The organism is Sphingobacterium sp. NPDC055431 (assembly GCF_053644255.1).
The window spans coordinates 1-23,797 of the sequence record NZ_JBSHLH010000018.1 but is presented as its reverse complement, the minus strand read 5'-3'; the positions used below and the strand labels follow the sequence as shown (position 1 = coordinate 23,797).

Below are 23,797 nucleotides of genomic sequence, written 5' to 3'. Positions count from 1 at the left end.
GCTCTCTCAAAAATTACTTGTTCGTTTTTATTTTTATTTGCTCTATGACGATAGTAGCGACAAGAGAGAGAGTACATCCGGCAACAGATTCAAGAAAACGCATTAATCCTGACCGCCAGACAATTTCAAAAGCTTTGTCATGGGTGCTCAATCCAACAATAATAACAGTAATACATCCAATTTTTAACGCTCCTGTCCATTTAAAAACAGAAATAAAAATACAGGTACAGAACAATGCAATGCCAATTGACAAAAAAAGATTTGTAGTAAAGTAAACTATTATTGTTGTCAGCAAAACTCCTACAAATGTGCCCAAAAGTCGGTCTTTCATCAGACTTTTAGCATTTTTTGGGAGGTCATCAAAGACCACAATAGCGGATACGGCACACCATATACCACTTAAATAATCATCAGAAAGTTGTAGTAACTTATTAATCCCAAGACCTAAAAAATAAGAAATTAGGATAACAAGCGTAAGTAAAGAAGCTTTTACAACAATACCGGCATCTGGGAGGTCTTTAAAAATTTCAAATTTCACAAATTATTTTTCAGATAGGTTAATATAACACAAATATACAAACCTTTATTTATTTTATACATACATGGCGGTATTCCAATCTGCTAATTTTGCATAGTTAAAATATTATTGAAATTATGGTCAATTTTGTGATGATAGCATTCTGCATAATTGCCGGAATGATATTTCGAAAAGCAAAATTAATTCCGCAAGATGCACATAAGGGAATCAACACATGGATTTTATATCTGGCACTCCCTGCTGTTTCTTTTAAATATATTCCTAAGATTGAATGGAGCAGCCAAATGTTATTTCCTGCTCTTTCTCCTATATTGGTTTGGGCTGGATGCTGGATTTTTATGGAATTTTATTCCCGGTACAAAGGGTATGGTCAACGCTCCCGAAGTACACTTGAGCTTGCTGGAGGTTACAGCAATACGTCTTTTATAGGGTTTCCATTGATTATGGCATATTATGGCGAACAAGATTTAAGCATAGCCATCATTTGCGACCAAGTGATGTTTGTACTTTTATCCACTGTAGGTATAATTTCAGCAATTAAAGGAAACCGTTCAGATAAAGAAGGAATAAAAGCATCAGTTTTGGTTAAAAGATTGCTGACTTTTCCGCCCTTTATAGGTTGTATGGGTGCACTTATCTTATCTAAGGTGACAGATTTGAGCATAGCTGAACCTTTCTTTGATAAATTGGCAGCTACGGTAGGACCATTAGCTCTTTTTTCCGTAGGGTTACAATTGAAATTTAAGGGATGGAAACAGGAAATCTCCCAGATTTCAATGTCCATGTTATACAAATTAATGATTGCTCCGGCATTGGTTTTAATTGCTTCAATTTTGTTAGGAATTAAAGGAGATATTGCACGTATAAGCGTATTTGAAGCAGCAATGCCCACCCTTATTACTTCCAGTATTATTGCAGAACAATTCAGGCTTAATGCGAGGTTAATTAACCTGATTATCGGAGTTAGCATTTTAGTTGGTTTTATTACTACAGCATTCTGGAACAGCATTATGCAGTTATTGGTTATCTGACAGATTTTAGAATGATTAAATCTTTTCTACATCATTTTGTCATCGTTCTACAAATAGACTTGGCTGATAATGAAGTAAATTTGTAATATAAAGAACAGATAGCTAACCTTAGAAAGATGAAATATGGACAATTTTAAAGATAAAACAGTATTTGTAACCGGAGCAGGTGGCGGAATTGGAAAAGCAATTGCTTTGACTTTTGCTAAGAAAGGTGCCCATGTAGCTTTGGCAGATGTAAAAAAAGAATTCGTAGAAAAAGTAGCTAAAGAAATCAAAGCAATTGGAGGTAAAGCTTTGGCCTTGGCTGTAGACGTAACAGATTATGCTTCCGTAAAAAGTGCAGTAAGTGAAACAATAAATACCTTTGGAAGTTTAGACGTAGCCGTAAATAACGCTGGTGTAGTGGGTATAGGAAGTATCGAGGAAATAGACGAACATGAATGGGACAGAGTACTTTCGGTAAATGCAAAAGGTGTTTTTATATGTACTAAAGCGGTGTTAGAAGTCATGAAACCACAAAAAAGCGGAGCCATTATCAATACGGCCTCTATAGCCGGCAAAATGGGTATGGCACATTTATCACACTATGTAGCTTCTAAATTTGCGGTGATTGGTTTTACCAATAGTATTGCAAAAGAGGTTGCCGAAACGGGAATTACCGTAAATGCTATTTGCCCTGGTATCATTGGTACAGGGATGTGGCGTGGTGAAGGTGGTATCGCAGACCGCTGGAAACAAGCCGGAGAAACCGAAAGTCAGTCATGGGAACGTAACAAGAAAACACTGATACCGCAAGGTGTGGATCAGAGTGCAGGGGATATTGCTGATGCGGTTTTATTCATCGCTTCTGCTCCCCATATCACAGGGCAAGCCATAGCTGTTGATGGTGGGATGACTATGTAAAAAAGTATTATTAATAAATAAATAAATCAAGAAATGAAAACGCAAATTGGAATTAAAAGCGAAAACAGACAGGCAGTAGCCGAAATTCTTTGTAAATTATTGGCAGATGAATTTGTATTGTACACCAAAACAAGAAATGCACACTGGAATGTTGAAGGACCTGACTTTCATTCTATGCACATTTTCTTCGAAGGTCAGTATCAACAATTGGCAGACTTGATGGATGGTGTAGCTGAACGTATCCGTACGATAGGTCATTATGCCCCCGGAACATTAAAAGAATTTTTGGAACTTACGCATCTTAGCGAAGTCTCTAACCAAAAAAATGACAGTGCTGGTTTTATAACAGAACTCTTGGCTGATCATGATACTATAATCGATTTTATCAGGGGTAGTATTGATGCGGTTCAGGAAAAATATAACGATGCCGGTACCAGCGATTACATCACCGGATTTATTGAAACCCACGAAAAAATGGCGTGGATGTTAAGAGCACATTTGAAGTAGTAATCTATTAAAATCTCTTATATTATTGAACAAATGCAACAAATGCAACGTTTAGTTAAACAAGTTGCATTTATTTATTATAGCTTATTAGGATAGATCTCATTTTCTATTTTTTAGTAAATTCTGATTTCGCCAAATGTTTTTAAAATTTAGCATTATTCCGCTTAATAACCTAATCTTGTTGTATACGTTAAAATCTTAGGTAGGTCTGAATATCAAGTTATTGTGGTTTCCATATGACAATTTCTTATAAATATTTGAAAAGAATTAATGAAATTTATTAGAATTAATCGATAAAAAGGTATAAATGAAGTAATTAACTTGCAATTTGGTTGATTTCCATAAATTGGTGGGAAAGTTTCCTAAACCCCATCTGTGATAAGTTTATCCAAAAACTCAAAGTAGTTTTAGGAAATTTTTTTGCTTCTTTTTGTATATTTCTTGTTCTGTTTTTTCAGTTGGTCCAACGTAAATATATGGTTTAGTAAATTTTCATTCAAGTATAAAATTTAATATTATGAATTAATACTTTAGCATGTAATGAACTTATCGACAATTAGACTCCCTAAAAACATTAATCAAAAATCCAACCTGTAATCCTTCATTATGGGAAATTAGAGGTCTCAAAGCTTTCTTGGAGGACCCTTTGAAATAACTTACTGTTTCCTTTAAATCAACCGTCACAAATACGTCACAGCTGTAAATTTTGAATAATAAAAAGAAGTTCATAAATTGCTAAAGCAAGCAGGAAACATAGATTTTTACTCCTGTTGAGGAGAGCCGGCCTGCAGACTCTTAATCTGTGGGTCCTGAGTTCGAGCCTCAGCGGGGTCACTGTCAAAAAAAGCCGTTTTTACTTGCTTGAAACGGCTTTTTTGCGTTCTTTTGGACGGTTTTGGAACTTACTCCCTACCCATTTTGAAAAACCTCAAAATGGTGTGTTTTTGCACAGTTTTTTGTTGAACTTCAGGTAAAACCGTCACAAATACGTCATAAAGGTTTTCGCGCTAATGAAAAGATTATGACAACCGTAAGCGCAAAGGATTATGAACACAACAAAAAAGCAGATGGAACCTACAATGTAAAAATTAGGGTCTTTCAAAAAGGAGAGAAAAAATTAATTGACACTCCTCACTTCCTTTCCTAAAACACCTCATTAAAGTGAAAGGGAAAAAAGAATTTGATATTAAAGATCCTTTTGTTCTTGAAATAGTTGACAAAAAGCTAAAGGAGTACTGTTAAACGATCAGCGAACTAGAGGATAACCTGGATTTTATTACAGCCGAATCCTTACGTGATTATCTCAAAAACAAATATGAAGAAATTGATTTCATAAAATTTTGTGATAATTATATTCAACAGGAAAAAGATGATGAACGGGAGGGTTTCGCTGCCAACCATCGTGTAGTTCATAATCATCTTGTTGATTTTTTTTAGCGGGAAAACGTTTCAGTCAATTAAATTCATTTTAACATGCTCATTCAATTTGAACGCTATTTAAAATTATAGCGGATAATAAGAAGAATAAATCAATTACGTAAACCTGATACCAAGATTTCAAAGCTTGTCTCAGATACGAGTCTATATAAATACATGTGTGATCTTCGAACCCTATTCAATGAAGCTTTGAACCATTATAATAATGAAGATATGGGTATTATCCTTATCAAGCTTTATCAATTCAAAAAATACAAAGTAGGTTCAGCACCACTTACTGAAAATAGAAATAATAATCTTGAAGAATTTATCCGAATTCTGGATTTCGACACCTATGGCCATCCATATATTTCTGCAAAACTTTTGTAATATCAATATCATAGTTCAGTTATAGTATTAAAGTTCAATTCCGATATTGAAAAAAGAGATCATAGGGAACATTCCTGCGACTTCCAACTTGCCAGGAGTATCCGAAGGCTATACAAAGAAGGGATTTACCCGATTATATACATTATAAATACCTACTCCAAGCCATCTGGAAATTTCCCTGCTTGTCTTCCATTTTCAGTCTAAATTGATATCCAGCCGATGGAGGGCCAGCAACGTATATTGTTAAGACTTCCCATAATCGGAAAGCCAGATCGCCATTGTTCAATTTCCGGCATACTTTTAAGTACTGTGAATGGTCTTCCCCACTTATAGAGGCAGCTTTTACCAGGGCAGATGCCCTGACACTTCTGGAAACCAACAAGGTCGATGTTGTTTTGGCGAATATCAACATGCCTAGAATAAATGGTATTGATGATACCTTGTCCATTAAAAAGAATCAACCCAAAACACGGGTTAATGCCATAAGTAATATCAGTGAGGGTATATTTTGAAGGAAAATGATCACAAACATTTTATCTTTAATGTCGGGAGTCCCACTTTTAAAAACCTCTTTGACTCTTTTATATAGTAATGAGTGTGCTTAGCTAATATAGCGATGGAGTTCATTGATTCCCTAAAGCTTCAAGATCGAAGATTAAATCATAAAATGTTTGCAAATTTAAAGTATGCAGCCTTTTTTGTTTCTGGTGAGGACCAAAAATTAAAAGGATCCTTCAACAATTAGTGATTAATTCGGTGAATCATTTCTAGAAAGTTATCTGTTCCAGTGTAAGACCTCAGTTTTCGACCTTTTATATCCAACTCTCTACAGTATTGAAGCAAAACTTTCAAAATGAACAGTAATACTTGTTTTAAACGAAGACTAAATATCTTTTTAAAAATGTCTGTTTTATTCCGTATATTGGTACCCCTTCCTACATGCAGACCTTGTAATAATGCGAGACGAAAGTATGCAAGGCTCAATCTTCAAGATTATGACATTTATATCAGTAAAAGGAATCGCTTTCCTTTCGACTTTCCCCCCTCGCGCATGCGGTATCGCTACCTATACGACAGATCTTATGACGGCAATTGTGGATAAATTCCCTTCATTTAACCTTATACCCATACCGATAGAGAAGGGAATTGAACATATCTATCCATTTTACACACCTCTTAAACTAAACGTTTCAGACCTCGGCTCATTTGACCGTCTTAAGGAATATATAAATACATCTTCGGATATCGATATGGTATGTGTCCAGCACGAATTCGGCCTGTTCAAAGATCAAGAAATGGATTTTCTCTCGTTCATCAGCAATCTGGAAAAGCCCTTGGTTCTTACTTTCCATACCGTATTGCCCTCACCAGATTTATTGTTGGCTGAAAAGGTGAAGGCACTAACGGAAGCCTGCTCCCGTGTCTCGGTCATGACCAGGAATTCTGCAAGTATTCTGTCCAAGGATTATCAAGTGTCGGAGGACAAGATTATCATGATACCCCATGGTACCCACATAGCACCCGCAGTTGATAGGATCGAGATCCGTCGACGCTATGATCTGGCAGATCGGAAAGTGTTGAGCACATTCGGTTTGTTGGGCCCCGGAAAGAGCATTGAAACTACATTGGAGGCGCTCCCAGCGATCATTGCACGGACACCAAATGTCATGTTCCTCATTCTTGGCATGACACATCCTGCCCTGATCCAACAAGAAGGAGAACACTATAGGGATATGCTTAAAGAATTGGTGGATCGATACCAGATCGCCGATCACGTCCGATTTGTCAATGAGTTTTTATCAACTGAAGATCTACTGTCGTACCTGCAGATTACGGATGTATACCTTTTTACTTCAAAAGATCCGCTTCAGGCCGTCAGCGGTACTTTCTCCTATGCATTGAGCTCTGGCTGTCCTATCGTGTCAACGCCAATACCCCATGTACGTGAAGTATTGAAAGAAGACATGGGGATCATGATCGACTATGAAGCTCCTGGTCAGCTGTCGGATGCCGTCAACCAGATATTGGAGGATTCGTCAAAACTTGAGAGGATACGCCATATCAATCTGCAAAAAACGGTGGCCACATCCTGGCAGAACGCCGCATTGGCACATGTCAATCTATTCGAAGATCTTGTCGGCGAGCAGCGAAGGATAATATATGCTCTTCCACCGATCAATTTGGATCACATTCAGCGCATGACAACGGATATGGGGTTTGTTCAGTTTGCCAATATCAGTACGCCCGATATGCAAAGTGGGTATGCTCTGGACGATAATGCCCGTGCCTTAATCGCTATGTTGCACCACTATAGGATATTCGAATCATACAGCGATCTTGCCCTGATACAGAAATACCTGCAATTTATCGCCTACTGTATACAAGATGACGGTACGTTTCTGAATTATGTGGACAAGAAAGGCCTTTTTACGGTTCAGAATAATCAAGAAAACCTGGAGGATGCAAATGGGCGGGCAGTATGGGCATTGGGCGAGGTCATCGGGATGTCCGATATACTGCCTGAAGAATTGTCTGCGCTCGCAAATGAATTGTTGGAACGGACATCGGATCATTTCCTATCCTATCACTCGACTAGATCAATGGCCTTTACGATCAAAGGATTGAGCTTTCTGAAGCACAATCGCTATATTAATGTGCTGAAGACATTGGCAGACCGCTTGGTAGCCATGTACGATCATGAGAGCTCAACAGACTGGCAGTGGTATGAGTCCTACCTGACTTACGGCAACAGTGCTATTCCAGAATCATTGCTCGCGACATACCAAGTTACGGGGCATAACATTTATAAAGAAGTTGCGTACAGATCGTTTGATTTTCTGCTTGGCAAGATTATGATAGGTGGCGAAATCCATGTCATATCCAATAAAGGTTGGGCACAGCGTGGAATTCCAGGAACAGATAGCAAGGGAGGCGAACAACCTATCGATGTGGCCTATACAATCATGGCATTGGAACGGTTCTACAGAGTCAGTCGGGAATATCGCTATAGAGAAATGATGCACTATGCATTCGAATGGTTCTTGGGCCGGAACCATCTTGGACAGATCGTTTACAACCCTGTTACAGGAGGCTGCTTTGATGGACTCGAAGAGGAGACGGTCAATATCAACCAAGGTGCAGAATCAACCCTGAGTTACCTGATGGCAAGGCTTATCATGGAGCCTTATGCATAACTGAGCTGTCACTTATTATTCAGCAAACATAATGTACTGAATGTCAATTAAAATCATTACCTTTAACTTACGGGTCTGCAACTTATTTAACACCAATAAGCAGATCGGACATGAAATATAGCATGATTTATTATCCTGAATTATTTCAAATTGTCCTGTAACAACCCCTTCTTTTTAAAGCAATTCACAATTTTTAAATCGAAAGAACAAATTTCTTGACTCCCTCCGGGATAGGTCAAACAAGCTAATGGTCAATCGTAGAAAACGATTGGCAGGCGAAAATTAACAGTATAAAATTTACCCATCATGAGTAAAGATCAGAAAAAAGCAAAAAGTACGAAAGAGAAGACACAATCTTCTTACCAACAGGAAAAAGATTCGACTTCAAAGGAAACAACAACAAATGTGTTTAGCAAGAAAAAGAAATAGGCCTTTATATGAGCCTGCTAGTATCTTTTATATTACCATTAACAATTCCACATGGCACCAGTAATCAAATTCAGCAATGAAGATTCATTCTTTTCAAAATCGCTCAGAGCAAAGATAAACGAATATTTTAAAGTGAGTGGCAAATCTAAAACAGGTGATTGGCGGATCGGTTTAAAGGCGACCATCCTTTTTCTCTCACTTATCTGCATTTATACGATTCTGGTATTTGTGCAGCCATATTGGCCGATCAGTATCCTTTTGTGTTTGCTCTTGGGAGTCAATCTTGCAGCAATCGGCTTTAATATCATGCACGATGCAGGACACAATTCTTTATCGCGCAATACGAAGATAAATTCCCTGCTATCGTACTCGCTAAACCTTGTTGGGGGCAATATATACCTCTGGAAACTGAAGCATAATATCGCACACCACACGTACACCAATATTGATGGAGAGGATCATGATATTGAGATCAAGTTTATGCGGGTTCACCGCGATCAACCACTCAAGCGCTATCACAAGTATCAAAGATATTACTTTATCTTCCTGTATGGTATATCTTACCTCGCGTGGGTTTTCTTTCAGGACTATGAAAAGTACTTCCGGCAAAAGCTTGGTAAAAACTCCGAAAGATTTGCTTTCCCCCTTAAACAGAAAGTTATCTTTTGGATAAGCAAAGGTTTCCATCTAGGTATATTTGTAGTCATACCTATGATTGTTGTAGGATGGTTGTCGACCCTGATGGGGCTGTTAGTGGCCGGGGTAGTCTGCGGGATCTGTCTGGCTACCGTATTCCAGCTTGCCCATGTGGTCGAAGAAACAGAATTTAAGTCGATAGCTACTGACAAGCTGGAGGAAGAATGGATGGTACATCAGGTTCATTCGACAGCTAATTTTGCGACTAAGGATAAGGTGTTGACATGGTTGCTCGGAGGACTGAATTTCCAGTTGGAGCACCATCTTTTCCCCAAGATCTGCCATGTGCATTATCCTGCTATCAACGAGATCGTAAAAGAGGCCTGTAGAGAGCTCGGAATCAAGAGCGTTGAGTACGGAACATTCCGGGAGGCATTCAAGTCCCATGTCCGGGTCATCCGCAGTATGTCGCAATAGCACTCGTTTGATGTTTGTAATCGTTATAACTTCTTTCCGATGTACGAACCGTAATGCTCGGTACGAAATTTTTGCCTTTCAGTTTGTCGCCTTTCGAACCGCACGCAAACTGGTGCTCAAATACTTCATCGAACCAATGCTTCAAAATAGCATACTTACTGTACCAATAAATTGGATACTGAAAAACAATCGCCTGATGTCTTAATAGTACTTCGTGCTCTACTTTTTTGTTAATCTTGTAATCGGGATATTGGGTATGAATATCCCTGATTTCTAAATCTAAAATGCTTTTTTGTAATTCTTCGATAATCATTCTGTTTGCAAAAGGGTTAGCAAATGTTGTGGATGTGGCAGTATAATTAATGCCATAATTTCTGTTTTTTTAAGATTTAAAATATCATACTATAATAGTTTTAGTTGCAAAACTTATTTGAGTTAATTACGTTTCCAATAGCTAACAAAATAGATAGGTTTAAAAGATTTTATTAGGTCTTGATGCTACATTCTATACGAATAAAAATCTCTATATAGTTCCATTTTTTGCTATCTACGACACGGTTTCCGTTAAGGATCAGGGTTTTCTGTATTTGTGCCTTTCAATTCGGTGATCAAGTTAGAGTAAAATCAAAGCTACTGATAATGAAAGAAAGGGAATTGCCAAATGGCAAGATCTCAATTTTTTATGAAATGATTTTAGAGCTAGAGTTTGTTTAGAATACCCCTAACAGAGGTGAAATATTTGTAGAAGATTGAATCGATAGAGGAGAACCTCAGAGGGTAATGCAATAAGAATTAGAAATCCTAAATCATATCCAAATCTTGTTATTCTCCAATCCTTTCCATCTTGGCTCAACTGTATTACGTTCATTTACGAACAACAAAATGTCCGATAATGGACAGCAACTTAACCGAAACAAACCATAAACGTTTGAAATACAAATCATTAAACTATTGGCAGATAAATTGTTTTTTGCTTTTAGTTTAAAGAATATTTTTAGGAGATGACTTTTTGGTCAACTTCCTGTTAATTAAAACATTCGATATGTTCCAATTATTATTCAAAAATAGCATCAGGCATTTAAAGAGAAATAAGCTCTTTACTTTCTTAAACATTCTTGGTTTGACTATAGGAATTAGTTCCTGTTGGGTGATATTTAAGTTTGTGAATTATGAACTGAGGTATGAAAGCGGACTTCCTAATAAGGAAAATATCTATAGAATAGTTAGTCGAATAAATTTCGGTAAGCAGGAGGAAGACACATGGAATGGAGGTGCTTCACGGCCCATATTCTTTGCTCTTCGAGATGATGTGCGATCATTAGAACGTGCAGTTCCAGTATATAAATTCTATACAGAGTTGGTGACCATACCTGATAGTAAAGGTCAAGCTAAACGAGTGGAGGAGTTGGAATACGAAAATCAGATCATACAAACGGAGAACTCCTATTTTGATATGATTGGTTACAAGTGGTTGGCTGGAAATAAAAACGGGGCATTATCTTCACCTAGTCAGGTCGTACTAACGGAGGATAGGGCAAAATTTTATTTTCCAAACATGGATTATAATGACATAATCGGGAAGACTCTAATATATTCGGATACTATCCAAAAAACAGTCTCAGGTGTTGTAGCAGCATTGGATTACCCGTCAGAATTTAATGGTGAGGTATTTATTTTATTACAAAAAAGAGAACAGGACAATAATATAGGTGAGTGGACCAATACCAATTCATCAGATCGGATTTATTTTCAAGCAATTGGTCAGAAACAAGCTGATGATGCTTTTAATCAGATCAATAATATTGTAGAAAAAAATATCAAGAGTTTCTACAAGAGGTAAAGCCTATTATACATGGTCAAGAAAATTAGAATTATTGCCATTAAAAGAATCCCATTTTTCAACTTACATCGATGAAGCAAATATCCAGAAAACTAGTAAAAACGTATTGTATGGGTTAACTGCTGTTTCAATATTCCTATTGGTTTTAGCTTGCATAAACTATATCAATCTGACTACTGCCCAAATACCGCAACGTTCGAAAGAGATCGGGATTCGAAAAACACTAGGGAGTTCAAAAAACAGCATCATTCTTCAAATGATGATGGAAACTAGCACCATCATAACTATTGCTTTGCTTGCCAGCTATTTTGTTTCAAAATTAGGATTAGGACTATTGGGAGATTTAATTAGTCAAGGAGCAAAAGAATTTAACAGTCCAATTATCTTTGGAGGTTTTATTCTTATGGTATTACTCTTTACTTTGATTACAGCAGGACTTTACCCTTCCTGGCTGATCACTAAAGTCAATGCTATCGATATATTCAGAAGCAAGGGCAGTTTGAATTCTGAAAAAGGCGGTTTTAATCTTAGAAAGGCATTGATTGTCTTTCAATTTATCATTGCACAAGTATTTATCGTGGCGGCGATTATTATAGGGCAGCAATTACAATCACCATTAAAAAAGATTTAGGTTTTAATAAAGATGCGGTAGTCATTGTGGCCATTCCATACCGGTTATTTAGTATGGAGAATTTTGACAGTAAGAAACAAACATTGGCCACAGAACTCAGAAAGTTATCAGGTGTAAAAGAAATGACCCTAGGTAATCCACCATTATCAAATAGGGTTAGTTCATCTGCAATGCCATTGAAGTCTAGTGAAAATTCTGAGACTATCATACCTCAGGTTTTTAGGAAATCTGTGGATTCTGAATATGTAAAGTTTTATGATTTAAAACTATTGGCAGGAAAAAACTTAAGTGCATCGGACACAACGAACTCCTACATTATCAATGAATCTGCTATGCATGCTTTTGGCTTCAAAAAACCTGAGGATGCAATAGGTCAGATCATTGGGCAAAAAGGCCAGGATTTTCCAATCGTTGGTGTGATTCAAGACTTTCATGCCCGTGATTTTTATCAGAAAATAGAACCATTAGCATTAATGAGTGAAAAATGGAATAAGAGCACTTTTAATATTCGTTTAACAAACTCTGACAGTAAAAATGTTCGCCAAACGATTGAAAGCATTAAATCTAAATGGTCAGAATTCTTTCCGGTAGAAAAGTTTGATTACAAATTCTACGATGAAACCATTTTAGACCTTTATAAAAAAGAAGAGCAGCTTCAGAAAATCACAAATATCAGTACAGCAATTGCTATCCTATTAAGCTGTTTAGGACTTTTTGGCCTAGCAACAATAACTGCATTTCAAAGGACTAAGGAGATTGGCATTCGGAAAGTTTTGGGTGCATCAATTTCAGGTATTGTCGGCCCTCTTTCAAAAGATTTTGTGAAAATGGTTTTGATTGCGATCCTGATCGCTTCACCAGTTGTTTGGTGGGCATGCAATAAGTGGTTAGAAGATTTTATTTACCGAATAGAGATTTCTTGGTTTCTTTTTTTGTTTGGCGGATTATTTGCAATTGCCGCTGCTATAATCACAGTGAGCTATCAGGCAATCAAAGCCGCAAGAGTAAATCCGGTGGATAGCTTGAGGGATGAGTGATGATGCAAGTACAAAGGCCTTGAATGGATATGAAATATGATATTTGAGAGAGGGAAAGGGTTTATGGCCATAGACATAACTCATTAAGACTTATTTCTTCCGTTGATTGTTGCTATTTACAAATATTTATGAATCTTAGAAATTCTAGTAAGAAAATAGTCACAAATACGTCACAGCTGTAAATTTTAAATAATAAAAAGAAGTTCATAAATTGTTATAGTAAACAGGAAACAAAGATTTTTAACTTTGTTGACGAACGCTGACCTGTGTACTCAAAATCTGTGGGTCCATGATAAACAAAATTGCCAAAATTGCACTTGCTTTCGATTCCTGTTGAATGCTGTATTAAAAGATGGTGAAAACGGCACAAAAACATTCACGGAAAAAAAGTAGAAAATAAACAGTATATATCTCGAAAACTCACGAATCAACTCATACAATTTTTTGACCCAAAGTGTCTTCCATTTTTTAACATTTTTCCCTATACGGCCTAGTTTTATGATCATGGCAAAATAAAATTGCATTTATTATTTTTTTGTTTCATTATTATATCGTAATATTGCAATATAATAATTTAAAAATGGGAGCAACAAAGACAGATCATTTTACGGACCGCCAAAACCAGATTGCGGTTATTGCTAAAGCATTGGGCCATCCTGCAAGGGTTGCTATTATAGAATATCTGCTAAAAGTCAATACCTGTATCACCGGAGATATTGTCAATGAGCTGCCACTAGCACAGCCAACCGTATCACAGCATTTGAGAGAATTAAAAAATGCGGGATTAATACAAGGGAGCATTGAGGGAACATCTGTATGCTACTGTATTGACGAAAATACTTTCAATATATTGAAAGAGTATTTTTCAAAAATAATTTCTACAGTAACCAATCAAAAATGTTGTTAATGATGGAAACTGCTTTCATTGTATCTTCGGTATTCCTGATCAGCTATTCATTATTGGCAGTATTTGATGGTGTATTTTTGCATCTTTACAAATATCGCCTCTATGAACATAAGGAAAGCCGTTTTGAACATCTTATTCATACGATGCGGGCCTTTTTATTTACAGGTATACTTGTCTCTTTATTTATAAATATCGAAAAAAACAACCTGTTTGTATTCGGATGCCTTTTGATTGTTGCGGATATCATTACATTGGTGTTGGATGCTTATGTGGAAAAAGACAGCAGACAATTTATGGGTGGACTTCCCCGTTGGGAATATATTATCCATCTGCTGGTGAACGGCTTACATTTTGCCGCTATTGCCATATTTTTAGTGATCAAACTCGATTTTCAATCTAGCGGTATATCGTTAGTAAATAAGTTTAGCCATAGCGCAGGCTATGATACTTTCCAAATTATAGCTAAAAATCTACTGCCGGGAGCGATTATCATAAGCCTCTTACATGTGCTGCTTTACATTCCCAGATTCAGTAAGTATTTTAATAAATTACAGCTAAAGTGCTGTTAAAAAATTTGCTTGAATTTATCGCAATATTGCATTATAACTATAAAATATAAAACAATGAAATTATCAGAAATCAAAGAAATCCTTCCAACATTGAAGAATGTTGAATTTCAATTAGAAAACGGAACATTTGTACCAGAGCATTTCCATGTGACCGAAGTCGGCCAGATCAATAAAAGATTCATTGACTGCGGTGGTGTAATACGTGATGAAAAGGCCGTGAACTTTCAGCTATGGAACGCCGATGATTATGAACACCGATTAAAACCCGGAAAATTATTACATATTATCAGCCTTTCGGAGGAAAAATTAGGCATGGAAGATGCCGAGATCGAAGTGGAATATCAAAGTGACACAATTGGGAAATATGATCTGGAATTCAATGGCAAAACTTTTATATTGAAAAGTAAGACTACTGCCTGTCTTGCACAGGATGCATGCGGGATACCTTCCGAAAAGCAAAAGATAAATCTTTCTGTAGTTACAGGTACTGAAAATAATTCGTGTACACCGGGTGGAGGATGTTGCTAATTCGCTGTAGAATGTCAGATGTCTTTTAAATAACATGTATTAAAGCTAAATCAATGGATGAGATCTTTGATGTTATTGTTATTGGCGGAGGCCAAAGTGCGCTAGCATGTGGATATTATTTAAGGCGGGCAAAACTGAAATATCTTATACTGGATAAACAGGATATTCCTGGTGGTGCCTGGCTCCATAGCTGGGATAGCCTGACCCTATTCTCTCCAGCAGATTACAGCTCTTTACCGGGATGGCTGATGCCAAAATCTGAGCATCGGTTTCCGCTCAGACAAGAAGCAATTGACTATTTGCGTAAGTACGAAGAGCATTATCAACTGAATGTGAGGAGGGGTGTTGAAGTTGTTGAAATTAAAAAGGATGGGATTGTTTTTAAGGTCCTTACCCATCAGGGGGCTTTAAAAGCTAAAACAGTTATTTCGGCAACTGGGACATGGGGCAATCCGGCTATTCCAAAGCTAGCAGGAATAGAAGATTTTAAGGGGCTTCAAATTCATTCAGGAAAGTATAAAAATCCAAAAGACTTTACTGGACGGAAAACGCTGGTGGTAGGCGAAGGTAACTCCGGTGCCCAGATTGTCGCAGAGGTCTCAAAAGTTACCGCTGTAAAATGGTCAACCAAAAAGGAACCTGAATTTTTGCCTGATGAAGTAGACGGATATTATCTGTTTAACGTAGCCTCGGCGCGATACAAGGCCGAAAAAGAAGGCAAACCCTTCGATGCATCGCAGTATAATCTAGGAAATATCGTCATGGTTCCATCTGTTAAAGAGGCCCAAAGCAGAGGCGTATTAGTGTCAAGCGGCACATTCGATAAGTTATATGATAAGGGGGTGATTTGGCATAGTGGGGACAAGGAGGAATTTGATGCTATTATTTGGTGTACAGGATTCGGTTATGATACTTCTTATCTGAAATCATTGATACACATAGACGAAAAGGGCGTTGCAAAGACCAGTGAAAGTAAATCATTAGAAATGCCCGGATTGTGGCTCGTCGGATACGGCAATTGGACCGGTTATGCATCCGCCACAATCATAGGTGTAAATAAAACAGCAAAACAAACAATACTTGAGATTGAAGAATTTTTAAAAAATAGTAACTAATATAATATGAAAATTGCATTATTCAGCGATATACACGCCAATTTACCCGCTTTGTAAGCTTTCTTTGAAGATGTCGATAAAAGAAATCCAGATAGTATCTATTGTTTGGGTGACCTGGTAGGTTACAATAATGGCCAAACGAAGTGATTAACGAAATCCGTAAGCGGAAAATTCCAACCATTGCAGGAAATTACGACTTCGGTATCGGACGTATGAGCAATGAATGTGGCTGTGCCTATAAAACCAATAGTGAAAAAGACAATGGCAATATCTCCAATTCTTTTACAAATTCTATCATGAAGGACGACGAACGTGCCTATTTGCGCACGCTCCCTGCCCACATCAAAGTTGAGTTTCAGTTGAATGAAGATAAACTCAATTTGCTTCTGGTGCATGGCAGCCCAAGAAAGATTAATGAATATCTTTTTGAAGACCGTGAGGAAAAGAGTATGCTCAGGATTATGGAGCAGGCTGATGCAGATATTATGTGTTTCGGCCATACGCACAAACCTTACCACCGCATTTTAAATTCTGGATCCGAAGACCAGGCTCATTATCGTCATGCGGTCAATATCGGTTCGGTTGGTAAGCCCAAGGATACTGATGTCCGCGGTGCTTATGTCATGCTGACCATCAATGAAAACAGCTCTATACTGAACAAAGAAAGTATCGGTGTCGAGTTTATATGATTTGATTATGACGTTGGAAAAGCAGCTAAGGCAGTAGAAGAAAGCCCCCTGCCCAATGAATATGCAGAAAATCTAAGAAGAGGCTATTAATCTTAAACCATAAAAATGAACCACAAAATTATAACGACCATTGAGTCTATTTTAACAAATAGTATTTCAGAAGAAAGAAAAACAGTTTTACAGCCCCTGGCAGACTACATACAGAGGAAGGTAAGAGAGAACCAGACAATCCGGTTAAATTTCATCTGTACGCATAACAGCCGCCGGAGCCATTTATCACAGATCTGGGCCCAGACAATGGCCTATCATTTTGGAATTACTAATGTGTTTTGCTATTCAGGTGGTACTGAGGCAACAGCAATGTTTCCCAAAGTGGCAGAAACATTGAGCGATCAGGGGTTTCAGATTCAGAAGCTCAGCGGAACAGAAAACCCTGTCTATGCAATTAAATATGCCGAAAATGAGGCCGCGGTTATCTGCTTTTCCAAAGAGTATAACAGCGAATTTAATCCAAAAAATGAATTCGGTGCCATTATGACCTGTAACAATGCAGATGAAGGCTGTCCTTTGGTTTTCGGAGCAGAGGCAAGATTCCCGATAAAATACGATGATCCTAAAGTCTCAGATAACACTCCACAGCAAACAGAGGTGTACGCAGAAAGAAGCTTACAGATTGCAGCAGAAATGTTTTATGTTTTTTCACTGGTAAACAAATAGCATGGAAATAACAGCAATCGGTAAGGAGCATTATTCGAATATCTCCAGAATATACAAAGAAGGCATTGAAACAGGCCATGCCACTTTTGAAACAACAGCCCCAGCGTGGGAAGATTGGGATAAAAGTAAACTAAAACACAGCAGGTTTGCAGCAGTAGTTGATGGTATCATCGTTGGCTGGGCAGCCCTTTCGGCAGTGAGCGACCGTTGCGTTTACGGAGGTGTTGCAGAAGTAAGTATTTACGTTACTAATTCTCATAAAGGAAAAGGAGTCGGAAAGACTTTGATGGCCAAGCTAATTGAAGAAAGCGAAGCTTATGGAATTTGGATGCTTCAAAGTGGAATGTTTCCTGAAAATGAAGGAACAGTAGCGCTTCATCAGCGCTATGGTTTTAGAATAGTCGGTTTCCGTGAAAAAATAGGAAAACTGGGAGACACCTGGCGCGACACGATCATTATGGAAAGAAGAAGTAAAACAATAGGAATAAATTAAAATAATATGCAGCCAAAATTAAAATTTCTCGACAGATACTTAACACTTTGGATATTTCTCGCTATGGCAGTTGGCGTAGGCCTGGGCTTTTTATTTCCCGGCACTTCAAAAGTAATGGATTCACTATCTATAGGTACAACTAACATTCCATTAGCCATTGGACTAATCTTAATGATGTACCCGCCACTCGCTAAAGTTGATTATTCCCTTTTACCTACTGCTTTTAGGGATAAAAAGGTAATCAGTCTATCTCTATTATTGAATTGGGTCATAGGCCCTATTTTAATGTTTATCCTTGCCATTTTGTTTTTAAGAGATGAGCCGGATTATATGATCGGATTAATTCTTATTGGTTTGGCCAGATGTATTGCAATGGTGATTGTATGGAATGATCTCGCTAAAGGAAACCGTGAATACGCAGCCTTATTAGTCGCCTTAAACAGTATCTTTCAGGTATTTACTTATAGCTTCTTTGTATGGTTATTTATCAATGTACTGCCAGGTAAATTAGGACTAGCCAACTTCGATGTCAGTGTTTCAATGAAGGATGTCACAGAAAGTGTATTGATTTATTTGGGTATTCCTTTTCTTGCGGGCTTTTTGAGCCGATATATCTTAGTGAAGTCAAACGGGATAGAATGGTACAATAGAAAGTTTATTCCCACAATATCACCCATAACATTGTATGCCCTATTGTTCACGATTGTCTTAATGTTTAGCCTCAAGGGTGAAAAAATAGTGGAACTGCCGATGGATGTAGTAAAAGTAGCGATACCACTGATAATATATTTCGTACTGATGTTTTTTGTGAGTTTCTTTGTAAACAGATCAATGAAGGTTCCCTACGATAAAAATGCATCCATTGCATTTACGGCTACTGGAAACAATTTTGAGCTGGCAATTGCTGTCGCCATCGCAGTATTTGGCATCAATTCTCCTCAGGCATTTGTTGGTGTTATTGGTCCCTTAGTCGAGGTTCCTGTTTTAATACTTTTGGTTCGGGCCAGCCTTTGGTTAAAGAAAAAATACTATACCTAGAACATTCGGGGGCATAGTTTTAGTTCGATCACCTGAAATAATTTTGTGTCCCTGTTGTTCTATTACCTATGATTAAAAAAAGGCTTATTCCCCCTTATTTTTAATCAATTAATTCAACATAATTTAATAAATTTGCGCAATGAGGTATTTATCGTTCATCATGGCAATAATGGTCTTGGTCTTATCGGCCTCACCTTGCTTTATTGAGGATAAATGTCTTGAACAAACATGCATGTCAACAGAAGATCAACACCAAAATGACGATGATTGTGGAATGTCCTGTTGTTCTCCTTTTTCCAAGTGCAATACCTGTACAGGCTTTGTTGTAACTTCTTTTTGTTTTTCATTAGTTTCGCCCGGAAAATTACAGATAATAAAATTGGGTTCATTATCTGCTCCGACGATTTTAGATTTTCCCTACTCTACTTGGCATCCGCCACAGTTAGCTTAATATACCGTGCTCTGCACAAAAAGGTAGGAACAGCACTTTCCAACTATATTTCTCCTTTACAATAATATTAAGCATATTTCATGAAAAATATATTCATCGTGTCATTATTCATGACATTCAATCTTTGTGGTTACGCCCAAAGTATTTTTAAGGCCGTAGTTAAAGACGGTGAACACAAGGAAGTTTTAATTGGCGTTACTTCGGAGGTAGTAGGAACCGAAATTGCGGCAACTTCAGATCAAAGTGGGAAAATTACGTTGATCGATATTCCCGATGGATCGCAAACTATAAAGTTCAGCTATGTTGGTTTTAATGAGCGTATTGATACATTTCAATTTCCGTTAGAGGACACAAGCTTTATTGAGATCTTGCTGGAGGAAGCCAGCGAAAAGTTGGAGGAAGTCGTAATTTCATCTACAAGAAGTACGAGGACCATACAAAATACGCCGACCCGTATTGAGGTTATCGGAAGTGAGGAACTGGACGAAAAGGGCAATATGAAAGCGGGGGATATCCGCATGCTTTTGAGTGAAAGCACAGGTATTCACGTACAAACAACTTCACCCATCAGTGCCAACGCAAGTATTCGTATTCAAGGGCTCGACGGACGATATACACAAATTTTAAAAGACGGCTTCCCTCTTTATTCGGGTGCTTCAAGCGGATTGGGCTTGTTGCAAATTCCACCGCTTGACTTAAAGCAGGTCGAAGTTATCAAAGGTTCAACCTCTACCTTATATGGTGGCGGCGCAATAGCAGGTTTGGTAAATCTCATATCCAAAACACCAACGGAAGAACGGGATATGCGTTTTCACTTAAACGGTACGTCGGGCAGAGGATTGGACATTAACGGTTTTTATGGACAGAAGTTTAAGAAGATTGGAACAACCATTTTCGCTTCGCATAATCGCAACGGGGCTTATGATCCCGCAAAAATAGGACTTTCGGCAATCCCTAAGTTTGAAAGGTATGTACTGAACCCTAAGTTATTTGTTTACTTCAATGATAAAACAAAAATGAACTTTGGTATTAATACCACCATTGAAAACCGCTTGGGTGGCGATATGCTTTACATCAAAGGAAACGGAGATAACATCCATCAATATTTTGAAGAAAACAAAACACAGCGTTATTCTACTCAATTTGTTTTTGACCATACTGTAAACGAAAACAGTTCTGTAAAATTAAAAAACAGCGTAAGTTATTTTAACCGGAATACGGCTATTCCGAATTACGAATTTGAGGGAACGCAAACCGCTACTTTTACGGAAGCAAGCTATAGCCACTGCAAAGAAAAATCAGAGTGGGTAACAGGCTTTAATATTTGGACGGACAATTTTAAAGAAAAACAGATTACCCCATTTCCGTTGAGGGATTATAACCAAACCACATTCGGGGCTTTCGTTCAAAATTCTTTTAAGGTCACGGATTGGCTTCAATTGGAAACGGGCTTAAGGGCAGACTATGTTATAGATTATGGCGCTGTGTTCTTACCAAGAGTATCGGCATTGTTTAAGATTGCAAACGGATTGACTTCACGTGTCGGTGGTGGATTTGGCTACAAGACGCCAACCATTTTTACAGAAGAAATTGAACGCATACAATATCGCAAAGCAATGCCAATTGACGACGAGATCAATAAATTGGAAAAAAGTTATGGAGCAAATGCAGACATCAATTACCGCACTAATATTGGCGAGGATTGGACTTTCAGCATAAATCAATTGTTTTTTTATACTTATCTGGATAATCCTCTGTTGCTTCAAAATGCATTGCCAGATCTTTATCAGTTCGTCAATTCACCGGGTTACATCCATACAAAAGGGACCGAAACAAACGTAAAGATCGGCTATGATGATTTAAAGATGTTCTTGGGCTATACTTATACCGATACACGTTTGCTTGAAAACGGAAGAAATACAGATAATCCTCTGACACCAAAACACCGAATCAACTCTGTTTTGATGTATGAAGTAGAGGATAAATGGAAGATTGGCTTGGAAGCTTATTATTTCAGTCCCCAAATACTGAACGGCGGAACAACCGGAAAGGACTATTGGACCTGTGGCTTTATGGCTGAAAAGATCTGGGAACGGTTCTCCCTGTATCTTAATTTTGAGAACTTCCTTGACACAAGGCAGACACGTTTTGATACTATTTATACTGGTACAATTACAAATCCTGTCTTTAATGACATTTACGCACCATTGGACGGATTCGTGATCAACGGCGGTATAAAAGTTAAACTTTAAACTGATGAATAAAACAATATTTAATATCACTAAAATGGACTGCCCGAGCGAGGAGCAGTTAATCCGTATGAAGTTGCAGAACTTCGACATGGTAAAATCATTGGAATTTGATATTCCAAACAGAAAATTGAGTGTTTTTCACAATGGAGGCCCGGAACCTGTTTTCTCGGCTTTGGAAACCCTAAACCTGAATACCACATTGATTTCAACCGAGGAAACTGATGTAGTTAATGGAATAGATACTGGCAATAACCAACGGAAGCTATTATTCACAGTATTGGTTATTAATTTTCTCTTCTTTGGATTAGAAATGCTGTTCGGTATTTTTTCCAACTCAATGGGATTGATAGCAGATAGTCTGGATATGCTTGCAGATAGCATAGTTTATGCATTGGCTTTGTTTGCAGTTGGTGGCACGATTGTACGAAAAAACAACATTGCTAAATTTGCTGGTTACTTTCAAATCGTTTTAGCAGTTATCGGCTTTGTAGAAGTAGTCAGGCGTTTTGTTGGTTTGGGAGAAATGCCCGATTTTAAAACCATGATTATTGTTTCTGTGTTAGCACTGATGGCTAACGTACTTTGTCTTTATTTATTACAAAAGAATAAAAGCAAAGAAGCACATATGCAAGCGTCTATGATTTTTACGTCAAATGATGTAATAATAAACTCGGGAGTTATTGTCGCGGGATTATTAGTTAATTGGCTGGATTCAGGGTATCCTGACTTGATTATTGGTGCAATTGTATTTGTTATCGTAGCCAGAGGAGCATATCGTATTTTAAATATCGCGAAATAAATTTGTAAACTTCAGACGCAAATACTGACGAAAGATCTTTAGCGATATTCTCTTCAGAACTCAAGAGTTGGTAACAATAGAATATTAAACTATCTGAAAACCGTCACAAATAAGTCACAGCGCTAAATTTTGATTACTGAAAAAAAACACATAAATTGCTCTAGCAAGCAGGAAACAAAGATTTTTAACCTTGTTGACGAATGCAGACCTATAGGCTCTTAATCTGTGGGTCCTGAGTTCGAGCCTCAGCGGGGTCACTGAAGACCATCTCTAGATAATAGAGGTGGTTTTTTTGTTTATACTTTTAGAAACAATGATATTCAAAAAGAATTTCTGAATATCAATTTTTTGATTGATTTTATCCTAAATAATTTTTCATGTTCAAAATTTTATATTTGAATAACTTAGAAAAGTGCGATGGAACTCGATGAAGACCTAAAATTTGAGATTAATGCTTCTGGTAATTTTATTAGAATCACTCCAATTCACCGTATCATTTATTTTTCTGATTTAGATTGGGATAAAAATGTGATAAACACTCGCATTGAAGTAAAAGCCGGAGGCTTTATAGGATCCTATGAAACTGACCTAACAACTTTTGATTTTAAGAATTTAAAAGAAGACTTAAGCAAATTATACAATAACCTAAATGAGAAAATAATATTTAACGATTTAGAAGGTTATTTGCAACTTATCTTTGAGGGCGATAATACAGGCAACTTTACTATACAAATTACTTGTATTGATCAACCTGGAATTTATTCAGCAAAACTTAAATATGAAATGCTATTTGATCAAACTTATATAAAACCATTGATTAAAATATTGGATGATATCTTAAAGCAATACCCTATTGTTGGAGATAATAAAGATTAATTCTCTTAGTTTATCTATCCAAAAACTTTAGTGAAAGTAATTGAAAAAAAGTTGATAGGTCGATTCAATGCCATCTTCGAAGCTTTTTAGATCAATAGAAACCAAACTCTTATGGAAGGAAGGTGTATTTTTGAAATTAAAAAGAATTAAGAGTTTTTTTATCAGTGACGCTCTGTAAATAATTACGGGAAACCGTTTTAATAGTAGATTGGTTTGGCGTATATTCAAAGTGGTAATTCTGAAAGGGAATACCATTTAACCTTATCAAGTAATTACGTTTTATTTATTCAGTGATTCGCTTCACAAAGGAATAAAATATATTGATAAATAATAT

Annotated in this window: 25 protein-coding genes; 23 read left to right on the top strand and 2 right to left on the bottom strand. The window is 37.2% G+C overall.

What is annotated here, in order from left to right; all coding sequences use genetic code 11:
- Positions 1-13: 13 nt before the first annotated feature.
- Positions 14-538 carry an FUSC family protein gene (locus ACWIB3_RS14840; protein WP_454291988.1) on the bottom strand — a complete coding sequence of 175 codons (525 nt, stop codon included), beginning with the start codon at positions 536-538 and terminating at the stop codon, positions 14-16.
- A 116-nt stretch (positions 539-654) separates the two neighbouring features.
- Between ACWIB3_RS14840 and ACWIB3_RS14835 the strand changes: the two genes are divergently transcribed.
- The 9 genes from ACWIB3_RS14835 to ACWIB3_RS14795 all read left to right on the top strand — a co-directional run bounded on the left by ACWIB3_RS14835 (position 655) and on the right by ACWIB3_RS14795 (position 9,521).
- Positions 655-1,569 carry an AEC family transporter gene (locus ACWIB3_RS14835; RefSeq protein ID WP_045754273.1) on the top strand — a complete coding sequence of 305 codons (915 nt, stop codon included), beginning with the start codon at positions 655-657 and terminating at the stop codon, positions 1,567-1,569.
- 123 nt (positions 1,570-1,692) lie between these two features.
- Entirely contained in the window at positions 1,693-2,472 is a 780-nt protein-coding gene (locus ACWIB3_RS14830; RefSeq protein WP_086946681.1) for an SDR family NAD(P)-dependent oxidoreductase, read from the top strand.
- Between the two features lie 33 nt (positions 2,473-2,505).
- On the top strand, positions 2,506-2,979 hold the full coding sequence (locus ACWIB3_RS14825; protein WP_093099830.1) for a Dps family protein: 474 nt from the start codon (positions 2,506-2,508) through the stop codon (positions 2,977-2,979).
- A gap of 1,021 nt (positions 2,980-4,000) precedes the next feature.
- A complete protein-coding gene (locus tag ACWIB3_RS14820; protein ID WP_261771990.1) occupies positions 4,001-4,126 on the top strand; it encodes a hypothetical protein in 126 nt (41 codons plus the stop codon).
- Between the two features lie 446 nt (positions 4,127-4,572).
- Positions 4,573-4,785, top strand: a complete 213-nt coding sequence (locus ACWIB3_RS14815; protein WP_454291987.1) for a hypothetical protein — start codon at positions 4,573-4,575, stop codon at positions 4,783-4,785.
- 278 nt (positions 4,786-5,063) lie between these two features.
- Positions 5,064-5,297, top strand: coding sequence for a response regulator transcription factor (locus ACWIB3_RS14810; protein ID WP_157739592.1), 234 nt, complete (start codon positions 5,064-5,066; stop codon positions 5,295-5,297).
- 483 nt (positions 5,298-5,780) lie between these two features.
- Complete coding sequence (locus ACWIB3_RS14805; RefSeq protein ID WP_157739590.1) at positions 5,781-7,979, top strand: glycosyltransferase; 2,199 nt, start codon at positions 5,781-5,783, stop codon at positions 7,977-7,979.
- Positions 7,980-8,285: 306 nt separating this feature from the next.
- Positions 8,286-8,408: a hypothetical protein gene (locus tag ACWIB3_RS14800; RefSeq protein WP_261771989.1), complete on the top strand. Its 123-nt coding sequence runs from the start codon at positions 8,286-8,288 to the stop codon at positions 8,406-8,408.
- Between the two features lie 51 nt (positions 8,409-8,459).
- Positions 8,460-9,521 (top strand): fatty acid desaturase family protein, encoded by a 1,062-nt coding sequence (locus tag ACWIB3_RS14795; RefSeq protein WP_093099822.1) that lies wholly within the window; start codon positions 8,460-8,462, stop codon positions 9,519-9,521.
- On the opposite strand, the gene ACWIB3_RS14790 is transcribed toward ACWIB3_RS14795, so the two are convergent.
- Positions 9,499-9,834 carry an NAD(P)H-dependent oxidoreductase gene (locus ACWIB3_RS14790; RefSeq protein ID WP_197700960.1) on the bottom strand — a complete coding sequence of 112 codons (336 nt, stop codon included), beginning with the start codon at positions 9,832-9,834 and terminating at the stop codon, positions 9,499-9,501. The genes ACWIB3_RS14795 and ACWIB3_RS14790 overlap by 23 nt on opposite strands.
- Before the next feature lie 729 nt (positions 9,835-10,563).
- On the opposite strand from ACWIB3_RS14790, the gene ACWIB3_RS14785 reads away from it, so the two are divergent.
- From ACWIB3_RS14785 to ACWIB3_RS14720, 14 genes are all read left to right on the top strand, one after another.
- Entirely contained in the window at positions 10,564-11,361 is a 798-nt protein-coding gene (locus ACWIB3_RS14785) for an ABC transporter permease (protein WP_093099820.1), read from the top strand.
- Positions 11,362-11,395: 34 nt separating this feature from the next.
- Positions 11,396-11,992, top strand: a complete 597-nt coding sequence (locus tag ACWIB3_RS14780) for an ABC transporter permease (RefSeq protein ID WP_454291986.1) — start codon at positions 11,396-11,398, stop codon at positions 11,990-11,992.
- A 53-nt stretch (positions 11,993-12,045) separates the two neighbouring features.
- Positions 12,046-13,029 carry an ABC transporter permease gene (locus tag ACWIB3_RS14775; RefSeq protein WP_454291985.1) on the top strand — a complete coding sequence of 328 codons (984 nt, stop codon included), beginning with the start codon at positions 12,046-12,048 and terminating at the stop codon, positions 13,027-13,029.
- A 580-nt stretch (positions 13,030-13,609) separates the two neighbouring features.
- On the top strand, positions 13,610-13,936 hold the full coding sequence (locus ACWIB3_RS14770; RefSeq protein ID WP_093099816.1) for an ArsR/SmtB family transcription factor: 327 nt from the start codon (positions 13,610-13,612) through the stop codon (positions 13,934-13,936).
- On the top strand, positions 13,936-14,505 hold the full coding sequence (locus tag ACWIB3_RS14765) for a hypothetical protein (RefSeq protein WP_454291984.1): 570 nt from the start codon (positions 13,936-13,938) through the stop codon (positions 14,503-14,505). Before ACWIB3_RS14770 ends, ACWIB3_RS14765 begins: the two co-directional genes overlap by 1 nt.
- Before the next feature lie 54 nt (positions 14,506-14,559).
- Positions 14,560-15,033 (top strand): DUF6428 family protein, encoded by a 474-nt coding sequence (locus tag ACWIB3_RS14760; protein ID WP_045754520.1) that lies wholly within the window; start codon positions 14,560-14,562, stop codon positions 15,031-15,033.
- Between the two features lie 53 nt (positions 15,034-15,086).
- Complete coding sequence (locus ACWIB3_RS14755; RefSeq protein WP_093099813.1) at positions 15,087-16,148, top strand: ArsO family NAD(P)H-dependent flavin-containing monooxygenase; 1,062 nt, start codon at positions 15,087-15,089, stop codon at positions 16,146-16,148.
- A gap of 143 nt (positions 16,149-16,291) precedes the next feature.
- Complete coding sequence (locus ACWIB3_RS14750; protein ID WP_229678254.1) at positions 16,292-16,837, top strand: metallophosphoesterase family protein; 546 nt, start codon at positions 16,292-16,294, stop codon at positions 16,835-16,837.
- 105 nt (positions 16,838-16,942) lie between these two features.
- Positions 16,943-17,554, top strand: a complete 612-nt coding sequence (locus tag ACWIB3_RS14745) for an arsenate-mycothiol transferase ArsC (protein WP_093099812.1) — start codon at positions 16,943-16,945, stop codon at positions 17,552-17,554.
- A 1-nt stretch (position 17,555) separates the two neighbouring features.
- Positions 17,556-18,047 (top strand): GNAT family N-acetyltransferase, encoded by a 492-nt coding sequence (locus ACWIB3_RS14740; protein ID WP_093099810.1) that lies wholly within the window; start codon positions 17,556-17,558, stop codon positions 18,045-18,047.
- A 6-nt stretch (positions 18,048-18,053) separates the two neighbouring features.
- Positions 18,054-19,085 (top strand): ACR3 family arsenite efflux transporter, encoded by a 1,032-nt coding sequence (arsB, locus tag ACWIB3_RS14735; RefSeq protein WP_093099809.1) that lies wholly within the window; start codon positions 18,054-18,056, stop codon positions 19,083-19,085.
- A gap of 531 nt (positions 19,086-19,616) precedes the next feature.
- Positions 19,617-21,788 (top strand): TonB-dependent receptor, encoded by a 2,172-nt coding sequence (locus ACWIB3_RS14730; RefSeq protein ID WP_093099806.1) that lies wholly within the window; start codon positions 19,617-19,619, stop codon positions 21,786-21,788.
- Between the two features lie 4 nt (positions 21,789-21,792).
- Positions 21,793-22,587: a cation transporter gene (locus tag ACWIB3_RS14725; protein WP_093099804.1), complete on the top strand. Its 795-nt coding sequence runs from the start codon at positions 21,793-21,795 to the stop codon at positions 22,585-22,587.
- 417 nt (positions 22,588-23,004) lie between these two features.
- Positions 23,005-23,463: a WapI family immunity protein gene (locus ACWIB3_RS14720; RefSeq protein ID WP_454291983.1), complete on the top strand. Its 459-nt coding sequence runs from the start codon at positions 23,005-23,007 to the stop codon at positions 23,461-23,463.
- Positions 23,464-23,797: the final 334 nt, after the last annotated feature.

What these genes read in the sequence shown, in the direction of transcription:
- ACWIB3_RS14835 (WP_045754273.1), top strand. Translation starts at nt 655, where the DNA reads ATGGTCAATTTTGTGATGATAGCATTCTGCATAATTGCCGGAATGATA.
- ACWIB3_RS14830 (WP_086946681.1), top strand. Translation starts at nt 1,693, where the DNA reads ATGGACAATTTTAAAGATAAAACAGTATTTGTAACCGGAGCAGGTGGC.
- ACWIB3_RS14825 (WP_093099830.1), top strand. Translation starts at nt 2,506, where the DNA reads ATGAAAACGCAAATTGGAATTAAAAGCGAAAACAGACAGGCAGTAGCC.
- ACWIB3_RS14820 (WP_261771990.1), top strand. Translation starts at nt 4,001, where the DNA reads ATGACAACCGTAAGCGCAAAGGATTATGAACACAACAAAAAAGCAGAT.
- ACWIB3_RS14815 (WP_454291987.1), top strand. Translation starts at nt 4,573, where the DNA reads ATGTGTGATCTTCGAACCCTATTCAATGAAGCTTTGAACCATTATAAT.
- ACWIB3_RS14805 (WP_157739590.1), top strand. Translation starts at nt 5,781, where the DNA reads ATGACATTTATATCAGTAAAAGGAATCGCTTTCCTTTCGACTTTCCCC.
- ACWIB3_RS14800 (WP_261771989.1), top strand. Translation starts at nt 8,286, where the DNA reads ATGAGTAAAGATCAGAAAAAAGCAAAAAGTACGAAAGAGAAGACACAA.
- ACWIB3_RS14795 (WP_093099822.1), top strand. Translation starts at nt 8,460, where the DNA reads ATGGCACCAGTAATCAAATTCAGCAATGAAGATTCATTCTTTTCAAAA.
- ACWIB3_RS14790 (WP_197700960.1), bottom strand. Translation starts at nt 9,834, where the DNA reads ATGATTATCGAAGAATTACAAAAAAGCATTTTAGATTTAGAAATCAGG.
- ACWIB3_RS14785 (WP_093099820.1), top strand. Translation starts at nt 10,564, where the DNA reads ATGTTCCAATTATTATTCAAAAATAGCATCAGGCATTTAAAGAGAAAT.
- ACWIB3_RS14775 (WP_454291985.1), top strand. Translation starts at nt 12,046, where the DNA reads ATGGAGAATTTTGACAGTAAGAAACAAACATTGGCCACAGAACTCAGA.
- ACWIB3_RS14770 (WP_093099816.1), top strand. Translation starts at nt 13,610, where the DNA reads ATGGGAGCAACAAAGACAGATCATTTTACGGACCGCCAAAACCAGATT.
- ACWIB3_RS14765 (WP_454291984.1), top strand. Translation starts at nt 13,936, where the DNA reads ATGATGGAAACTGCTTTCATTGTATCTTCGGTATTCCTGATCAGCTAT.
- ACWIB3_RS14760 (WP_045754520.1), top strand. Translation starts at nt 14,560, where the DNA reads ATGAAATTATCAGAAATCAAAGAAATCCTTCCAACATTGAAGAATGTT.
- ACWIB3_RS14755 (WP_093099813.1), top strand. Translation starts at nt 15,087, where the DNA reads ATGGATGAGATCTTTGATGTTATTGTTATTGGCGGAGGCCAAAGTGCG.
- ACWIB3_RS14745 (WP_093099812.1), top strand. Translation starts at nt 16,943, where the DNA reads ATGAACCACAAAATTATAACGACCATTGAGTCTATTTTAACAAATAGT.
- ACWIB3_RS14740 (WP_093099810.1), top strand. Translation starts at nt 17,556, where the DNA reads ATGGAAATAACAGCAATCGGTAAGGAGCATTATTCGAATATCTCCAGA.
- arsB (WP_093099809.1), top strand. Translation starts at nt 18,054, where the DNA reads ATGCAGCCAAAATTAAAATTTCTCGACAGATACTTAACACTTTGGATA.
- ACWIB3_RS14730 (WP_093099806.1), top strand. Translation starts at nt 19,617, where the DNA reads ATGAAAAATATATTCATCGTGTCATTATTCATGACATTCAATCTTTGT.
- ACWIB3_RS14725 (WP_093099804.1), top strand. Translation starts at nt 21,793, where the DNA reads ATGAATAAAACAATATTTAATATCACTAAAATGGACTGCCCGAGCGAG.
- ACWIB3_RS14720 (WP_454291983.1), top strand. Translation starts at nt 23,005, where the DNA reads ATGGAACTCGATGAAGACCTAAAATTTGAGATTAATGCTTCTGGTAAT.